8 protein-coding genes and 1 pseudogene are annotated in these 7,919 nt (G+C 71.0%); 1 reads left to right on the forward strand and 8 read right to left on the reverse strand.

Annotated features, from left to right (window positions below; genetic code table 11):
• Window positions 1-370 precede the first annotated feature (370 nt).
• The 7 genes from QZ433_RS14110 to QZ433_RS14140 form a co-directional block, all read right to left on the reverse strand.
• On the reverse strand, window positions 371-1,186 hold the full coding sequence (locus tag QZ433_RS14110; protein WP_295784660.1) for a tryptophan-rich sensory protein: 816 nt from the start codon (window positions 1,184-1,186) through the stop codon (window positions 371-373).
• 99 nt (window positions 1,187-1,285) lie between these two features.
• The gene (locus QZ433_RS14115) at window positions 1,286-2,017 is read right to left on the reverse strand and encodes a GMP synthase (protein WP_295784662.1); all 732 of its coding nucleotides are present in this window, start codon (window positions 2,015-2,017) and stop codon (window positions 1,286-1,288) included.
• A 234-nt stretch (window positions 2,018-2,251) separates the two neighbouring features.
• Window positions 2,252-3,355 carry an ABC transporter ATP-binding protein gene (locus tag QZ433_RS14120; protein WP_295784664.1) on the reverse strand — a complete coding sequence of 368 codons (1,104 nt, stop codon included), beginning with the start codon at window positions 3,353-3,355 and terminating at the stop codon, window positions 2,252-2,254.
• On the reverse strand, window positions 3,352-4,161 hold the full coding sequence (locus QZ433_RS14125; RefSeq protein ID WP_295784666.1) for an ABC transporter permease subunit: 810 nt from the start codon (window positions 4,159-4,161) through the stop codon (window positions 3,352-3,354). The genes QZ433_RS14120 and QZ433_RS14125 overlap by 4 nt, the downstream gene beginning before the upstream one ends.
• The gene (locus QZ433_RS14130; protein ID WP_295784674.1) at window positions 4,158-4,958 is read right to left on the reverse strand and encodes an ABC transporter permease subunit; all 801 of its coding nucleotides are present in this window, start codon (window positions 4,956-4,958) and stop codon (window positions 4,158-4,160) included. Before QZ433_RS14130 ends, QZ433_RS14125 begins: the two co-directional genes overlap by 4 nt.
• 113 nt (window positions 4,959-5,071) lie before the next feature.
• A complete protein-coding gene (locus QZ433_RS14135) occupies window positions 5,072-6,211 on the reverse strand; it encodes an ABC transporter substrate-binding protein (RefSeq protein ID WP_295784668.1) in 1,140 nt (379 codons plus the stop codon).
• A 275-nt stretch (window positions 6,212-6,486) separates the two neighbouring features.
• Entirely contained in the window at window positions 6,487-7,062 is a 576-nt protein-coding gene (locus QZ433_RS14140; protein ID WP_295784670.1) for a LysR substrate-binding domain-containing protein, read from the reverse strand.
• Between the two features lie 182 nt (window positions 7,063-7,244).
• On the opposite strand from QZ433_RS14140, the gene QZ433_RS14145 reads away from it, so the two are divergent.
• Window positions 7,245-7,634 carry a DUF1304 domain-containing protein gene (locus QZ433_RS14145; RefSeq protein WP_295784672.1) on the forward strand — a complete coding sequence of 130 codons (390 nt, stop codon included), beginning with the start codon at window positions 7,245-7,247 and terminating at the stop codon, window positions 7,632-7,634.
• Window positions 7,635-7,713: 79 nt separating this feature from the next.
• Here the strand turns inward: QZ433_RS14145 and QZ433_RS14150 are convergent.
• A pseudogene (locus QZ433_RS14150) lies at window positions 7,714-7,919 on the reverse strand (transferase); the annotation flags it as partial.

Below are 7,919 nucleotides of genomic sequence, written 5' to 3' on the forward strand. Positions count from 1 at the left end.
CGTACCGGGTCCGCCTGATCACCCCCGGCGGGGTCGTGCAGGAACCGGCGCAGTCGCCGCTGCCGTGGGCCCACGACGACACGGTGCTGACCGGCCGGCAGCTGGCCGAGGCCGGCATCCGTCCGCCCGTGCAGAACCCGCAGCAGGCGGTGGTGCTGGAGCTGACCGCCCGCTGACCCCGCTCACGCGGAGAGCGCGGACAGGCCCCCGGCGGAGAGCACGAGCACGACGAACGAGCCGACACCAATCCCGAGCAGGCGTCGGCCGAGCCCGCGATGAGATCGCGCGTCAGATCGACCTCGGTCGAGGTATCCGAGTGCTGCGACCACGCGCAGAAGGGTCGGTGACGCCGCCGCCGGGCGGGTCCGGCTCAGTCGACGCTCGGCCGGATCAGGCGCAGCACGCTGATGATCGCCGGCGGCAACAGCACGACCGCTGCCACGACGATCGCGGTCGCCCCGATCGGGCCGCTCTGCGGCTCGCCGGTGAAGCGCTCCACGGCGAGCCAGCTCAGACCCCATGCGAGGGCGATCGCGGGTGTCACGCGCCACGAGCTGCGCCACGCGATCGCCAGACCGATGAGGGCCACCACGATGAGGACGGCGATGCCGATGGCATCCGCTGCGCTCTCCCAGTCGGCGGGCACGAAGCTCGTCAGCCACGCCGCGGTGTTGGCGACGGTGGCGAGGGTGACCCAGCCGAGGTGCAGGCCCGTGACACCGTCGATGAGCACCGAGTCGACGACGCCACCGCGCGGTTCGCGGGTCGCGACGGCGACGCGGAAGGTCCAGCCGAGAGCGGCGAGCAGCAGCACGATCACGACGACGGTGAGGAAGAGGGTGCCGAAGCGCGCAGCCACCAGCCACAGGCCGTTCAGCGTCATCGTGAGGGCGATCAGCCAACCGAGGGCGCGCTGGCGCGGGTTCGCGCGCTGTCGGGGGAGCGCCTGCCAGATCGAGTAGACGATCAGGCCGAGATAGATGATCGACCAGATCGAGAAGGCGGGGCCCGCAGGAGCGAGGTAGGAGCCGTCGGTGTTGAGCGCGCCGCCCTGCTGATCCTGCACGGCGGTGTTGCCGAAGGCGCCCGCGCCGATGACGGCCGCGATCAGCATGAACGACACCGCGGAGAGGACGACGATCTGACGCGCGAGGTCCGAGCCCCGCCACTGAGCTGTTGCGTTCATGGGAAGAACACTAGATAAGCTAGGTAAATCGGTCGGTCGGGGTTGACATCTCCGAACGCGGCAGGATGCGGCGCCCACGCCGCGACCGACGCCGTAGCCTCAGGCGGCGACGGCGCGGGCGGCGAACGACCGCAGCAGCAGCGTCGGCTGCTCGACCGACGCCGTGCGCACCTGCGCCGACACCTCGTCGAAGGCGTCGGCGTCGAAGTAGCCGGCCTCGCGGTAGACGCGCATACGGGCGATGAAGGCCTCGGCCGTCGGCTCGGGGTGGAACTGCGTCGCCCAGAGCGCTGCCCCGGCGCGGTAGGCCTGCACGGGGCACGCGTCGTTCCACGCCAGCAGGGTGGCCCCGGGCGGGACGGTCGCGGTGCCCTCCTTATGGGCGGTGTAGGCCTGGAAACGGGGAGCCAGGATGCCGAAGAGCTCGTCGGACCGCCCGGCCTCGGTCAACACGATCTCGGCAGGACCGGTGTCTTCGGGATGCTGCAGCGTCACGACTCCGCCGAGCAGGCGCGTGACCACGCCGATGCCGAAGCAGGTGAACATGACGCTCGTGCGTCCCTCGATTCCGGCAGCGGCCAGGCGCTCGAGGTCGCGCTCGAGCCGCACCTGCTCGGCCGTCTTGTCGGTGGCCGTGACGTTGAACGGGCTGCCGCCCACGACGACGGCGGCGTAGCGCTCGAGGTCGGCCGGCAGAGGCTCGCGCACCAGATCGTGGTGCACGAGGTCGTCGCCCGATACCCCCAGCCCGTCGCGGAACGAGGCCCACTCCGCCACGGCCGCGTCGCGCTGAGGGCGAGCGCAGACGTAGAGAAGGGGCAGCGGAGTCACCCAGGGATTCTATGCGGCTCCGGACTCCACCGAGCGAGGCGGGAAACGCAGGGACACCTGGGTGCGCGCCGCGGCCCGATGGCCCGCCCCACACGCGAAGACGCGATCCACACGCGTGGACGCGGGGAGAGCGCGTTCACGCGTGCCGATCGCGTTCATGAGCGGGACGGGGGCCGGGCCGGCAGGGCGCGGGCCCGTGTGCGACGGGCGGGGCGGATGCCGATCGCGCGGGCGTCAGTCGGCGACGGGCCGCGTGAGCACGGCGACGTCGTCGAGGCGCACGCGCACGCGGTCACCGACCGCGAGCCCCAGGCCGGCGCTGTGCTGCACGTGCACGCGTGATCCCTCGGAAGTCGCCAGCAGCGAGCGGCGGATGCTGCCGAGGAACGTGGTCTGCTCCACCACGGCATCCTCGCCCTCCTCGCCCGTGCCGACGAGACGCACGTTCTCGGGGCGCACGAACACCTCGCAGGGCCCCGCCTCAGCCGTGGCGAGCAGGGGCAGGCGTCGACCCCACACCTCGACCGTGTCGCCGGCGACGATGCCGGGCACCAGGCTCGACGACCCCACGAAGGCCGCGACCTCTGCGGTCGCGGGGCGCGTGTAGAGCTCTTCGGGGCTGCCGACCTGCAGGATGCGGCCGGCGCCCATCACGGCGACGCGGTCGGACACGGCCAGCGCCTCCTCCTGGTCGTGCGTGACGAAGACGGTCGTGGTGCCCAGGCGCTGCTGGATGCGGCGGATCTCGTCGCGCAGCTGAACGCGCACCTTGGCGTCGAGGGCCGACAGCGGCTCGTCGAGCAGCAGCACACGCGGCTCGGTCACCAGGGCACGCGCCAGCGCCACGCGTTGCTGCTGACCGCCCGACATCTGGTGCGCGTAGCGGTCGGCGAGGTGGCCGAGTCCCACCAGGTCGAGCGCGTCGCCCGCCCGGCGGCGGGCTTCGGCGGTGCCCACGCCGCGGCGGCGGAGGCCGAAGGCGGTGTTCTCGAGCGCGCGCAGGTGGGGGAAGAGCGAGTACGACTGGAACACCATGCCGATGTCGCGCTTGTTCGTCGGCACGGCCGAGACATCGCGCCCGCCGATGCGCACCTCGCCCCCGCTGGCCTGTTCGAGCCCCGCGAGCACCCGCAGGGCCGTCGTCTTGCCGCAGCCCGAGGGGCCCAGCAGCGACACGAACTCGCCGGGAGCGACGTCGAGGTCGACGCCGTGCAGCACGCGCGTCGAGCCGTACTCCTTCACGACCCCGCGCAGCTCGACGCCGGCGTTCGCGCTCGGGACGAGGGCGCTCGCTGCGGTGTCGGGGAGAGCGCGGGCGGGGGTGTCGGCGGTGGTCATGAGGTCTTCCTTCCGGCGCCGGCGCCGATGCGTCCGACGCGGCCGATGATGAGCAGCAGCACGAACGCGAACGCCAGCGCGAGCAGGGTGAAGATCGCCGCGACGTAGCCGTCCTGCTTGTTGACCACGACGAGCGCGGTCTGCAGCGTCTGCCGGTTCAACAGCGAGGCGATCGTGAACTCTCCCAGCACGACCGCGACCGAGATGAGGGCGGCCGCCAGCAGACCCTGCCGCAGGTTGGGCACGATGACGCGCAAGAGTACCGAGCCCCAGCCTGCGCCCAGCGTGCGGGCGGCTTCGGACAGGGTCGTGATGTCGATGGCGTCGATCGACGCCTGGATCGAGCGGTAGGCGAAGGGCAGCACCAGGATGCCGTAGGCGAAGGCGAGCGTCCACGCTCCGGTGCCGAGCGTGCGTCCGATCTGCAGGTAGATCGGCGTGAGCCCCACAACCAGCACGATGGCGGGGATCGAGATCGGCAGGAGGGCGACGAACTCGAACACCCGCCGCAGGCGCGGGAAGGCGAGCGCGACGAGCACCAGGGTCGGGGTGAAGAGTCCGAGCACGAGGGCGACGGTGACGGCGGCGAGGATCAGGGAGTTGCCGAGCCCCGTCCAGATCGGTCGGTATTTCACCGCGTTGGCCGGGTCGAAGATGCCGGCCCATCGATCGATCGACAGCCCGGAACCGCCGGGCAGCGGCGTGAGCGTGAAGAGCGCGGTGGCGGCGAACGGTACGACGAAGGCGAGGCCGACGACGATCGCGATGATCCAGCGCGCGGCGCGCGGGGGAGCGAGGGGGTTCACGCCTGCCACCTCGCCGCACGTCGCTGGATGAGCGCGTAGACCACCATGACGACGGCGACCACGATGATCATGCCGAGGGCGAGCGCACCCGCGAGGTTTTCGCGCCCGAGCACGGTCTCGCTGGTCAGGGCCGCGCGGATCTGCAGGGGCACGATCTGCGACCCCTGGCTGGCCAGAGCTGCGGCGGTCGCGTACGACGAGAAGGCGTTCGCGAACAGCAGCAGCAGGCTCGCGAGGAACGAGGGCGCGAGCACGGGGATGCCGACGTGGCGCCAGAACCCGCCGCGCGTACCGCCGAGCGTCAGGTGCGCCTCGACCCACTGCGGTTTGAGGGCCGCGAGCGCCGGCATGAACGTCAGGACCATGAGCGGGATCTGGAACACGAGGTAGGCCACGATCACCCCGGGCAGGTCGTAGAGCCACACGCCGTTCTCGTACAGCGAGATGCCGGTGAGCTGGCGCAGCATCGCCGTCACCACTCCCTGCGCACCGATCGCCGCGATGAGCACGAAGGCGAGCATCACGCCGCCGAACTGCGCGAGGACTCCGGATGCCGCGTCCACGGCGGTCCGCACGGCACCCGTCTCGGCGAGCCCGAGCAGGGCCCAGCACACCAGGGCGCCGATGACGGCGCCGATCACCGCCGTCACGAGGGACACCCACGCGGAGTTGGCGAACGTCGACAGCACGAGCGGATCGAAGAGCGCGGCGACATTGTCGAGCGTGAAGGAACCGCCGCGACCGACGAAGCCCGAGCCCACCGCGAGCACGGTGGGCAGGGCGAGGAAGAGCACCACGTAGACGCCGAAGGGAACGAGTCCGAGCCACGCCCAGCTCCGGCGCGCCGCGCCCCGCGGCGCCGGAGCGGACTGCTCCGGCGTCGCGGGGACGACGACCTGGTCAAGAACGGTCACTGGACCGCCGTCGCCCACTTCTGTCCGAGGGTCTCGCCGGCCGTGGTCGACTGGGCCTCGGTCGGCACGACGGTGTCGCTCGGCGCCGTCGGCAGCGCCGCAGCGAGCGTCTCATCGATGGTGCCGGCCGAGCTCATGGCTTCCATGCGCGCGGGACGAGCGCCGCCCTTGAGCCAGAGGTTCTGCACCTCGTCGCTGTAGAGGAACTCCTGCCACAGGCGCGCGGCGGCGGGGTGCGGGGCGTCCTTGTTGATCGCCTGGTTGTAGTAGCCGGCGTAACCCGTGCCGGGCAGCACCACGGTCTTCCACGACGGCACGGCCGACGCCTGAGCGGCGTTGAGGTAGTCCCAGTCGAAGACCACGGGGGTCTCGCCGCTGGCGATCGTGGCGTCGGTGGGGTCGACCTTGAGGACGTTGCCGGCCTTGTTCAGCTCGCCGAAGAACTCGATGCCGGGCGCGAAGTCATCGAGCGTGCCGTCGTTCTGCACGGTCGCGAGGCCCACCGCGGCGAAAGCGGAACCCGCTTGCGTGGGGTCGCCGTTGATCGCGACGGCGCCCTTGTAGGCCGGCTTCAGCAGGTCGCTGAGCTGGGTCGGCGCGGGAAAGCGCGCGGAGTCGTAGCCGATCGACATGTATCCGCCGTAGTCGCCGACGAACAGACCCGACGACTCCTTGAGGGCGTCGGGGATGTCGTCGAAGGTCTGCACCTTGTAGGCGGCGAATCTGTCGGTGTTCTGCAGGGCCACGGCCAGGCCGAGGTCGAAGACGTCGGGCGCGGTGTCGAGACCCTCATTGGCGGTCGCGGCCTGGATCTCTTCGGCGCTGGAGACGTCGGGCGACTGCTCGTTGATCGTGATCTCGGGGTAGCGCTGGGCGAAGAGGTCGAGGATCTCGCCGTAGTTGGCCCACGTGCGCGGCAGCGCGATCACATTGAGCTGGCCCTCGGCCTTGGCCGCGGTCTCGAGGTCGGCGAGGGTGCCGAAGGCGGCGACGCTGGTCGCGGTCTTCGCGTCGACGCCGCCGTCGGCGGAGGAGTCGGCGGTGCCGCCCGCGCAACCGGCGAGCGTGAGCGCCGCGGCCGTGACGAGGGCGAGTCCGGCGACGGTGCGGCCGGCGGAAAGGCTCGGGAATGACATGGTTTCCTCTCGGGTCTCTCGGGAGGGGCGACCGGAACGGCCGACGTGAGACGGAGGAAAACTACGAGCGCGGCGTGACCGGCGGGGACGCGACGGGTGAATTCGATTCGTCCTGCGGGCGAACGAATGCCACCCGGGCGTTTTCGCCGGCAATCGCCGCATGCGCCGCGCGATGTTCTCTGTCGCATTCTCACGCAGAAACGCTCTTCGCGCGCATGAACGCGAGCAGGGCGCGATCATGCGCGCGGATCGCGTTCATGCGTGGGGGCGGAGCGTCAGCGCGAGGAGCGCGCGGTGCGTCCGCGCACGATACCCACGAACTCCTCGACGTCAGGTGTCGTCCGCTCGCGCAGCCAGGCCAGCGCGACCGTGGAGACCGGTCCGTCGCGGAGTACGCGGTACTCCACGTCGCGACGTTGATGAGCCCGGGCGAGCGACATCGGCACCACGACGATCCCGACGCCCGCCGCGACGGTCGCGATCGCCTCGGCGGTATCGGTCGGCGGCGCGAAGCTCGGGGCGACGGCATCCGGGATCTCGAGATGCAGCACGTCGTCGCCCGGCGTGATCTGGATCTCGCCGGCCAGGTCGGTGAGCTCGATCTCGTCGGCTGCGGTCAGGTGCGAATCCGTCGACATGACGACCACCGGCTGCTCTTCGTACAGCGAGATGACGTGAAGATCGTCTGAGGCCGCCAGCGGCAGACGCACCAGAGCGGCGTCGACCTCCTCGAGTGCGGCCACCTGCGTCGCTACGGCGATCTCGCGCAGTTCGAGGGCGACCCGCGGCATCCGCTCGCGCCAGAGACCGACCCACTTGCCCGGCGTGGCGCCGGGGATCGCGCCGAGCACGAAGGTTCGCGGTGCTTCGCGCGGGGGCCTCGGGGCGGGCTTCGGCTTCGCCTTCGAGGTGGAACCCCGCGTGGCGGGTGCGGGTTTCGAACCCTGTGCGCGGCGGGGAGTTCCGCCGCGACCGCGTGACCCGCCACCGTTCGCCATGTCTCCAGGCTAGTCGCGGCATTACCGTTGAACGCATGATCGGCATCCTGGCGCTCGTCTTCGCGGGACTCGCAGCCCTGCTCCACGTGTACATCTTCGTGCTCGAGAGCGTCCGGTGGACGCAGCCGAAGACGTGGAAGGTCTTCGGCATCGCCGATCAGCAGGCCGCCGACGTGACGAAGCCCATGGCCTACAACCAGGGCTTCTACAACCTGTTCCTCGCGATCGGGGCGGCGGCCGGCATCGGGTTCTGGGTGGTCAACGGCATCGGCGACGTCGCCGGACGCACGCTGCTCATCTTCTCGCTCGGGTCGATGCTCGCCGCAGCCCTCGTCCTCATCACGTCGGGCAGGAAGTACCTCCGCCCCGCGAGCATCCAGGGGACGCTGCCGCTCATCGGTCTCATCCTGGCGATCTTCGCCTGAGGAGGAGGGGCCGCCGGCGCAAACGAAAACCCGCACGCTCCGAAGAGGCGTGCGGGTCGTGTGTGCCGGGACGCGGCGCTCAGGCGGCCAGACGCAGCCCTCGACGATCGGTCGCGACGGCCTCGCCGTCGTTGATGACCTCGTCGTCGCCGATGAGGGATCCCACCGCGATCCGGGCGTTGTGGCCCACCTGCGTGCGGACGCCGATGTGGGCGCCGGCGCCGATGACCGCACCCGCGCAGATGTGCGCGTGCGGCTCGATGCGGGCTTCCGGACCGATGACGG

Source organism: uncultured Microbacterium sp. (assembly GCF_913776565.1).
Taxonomy (GTDB): Bacteria; Actinomycetota; Actinomycetes; order Actinomycetales; family Microbacteriaceae; genus Microbacterium.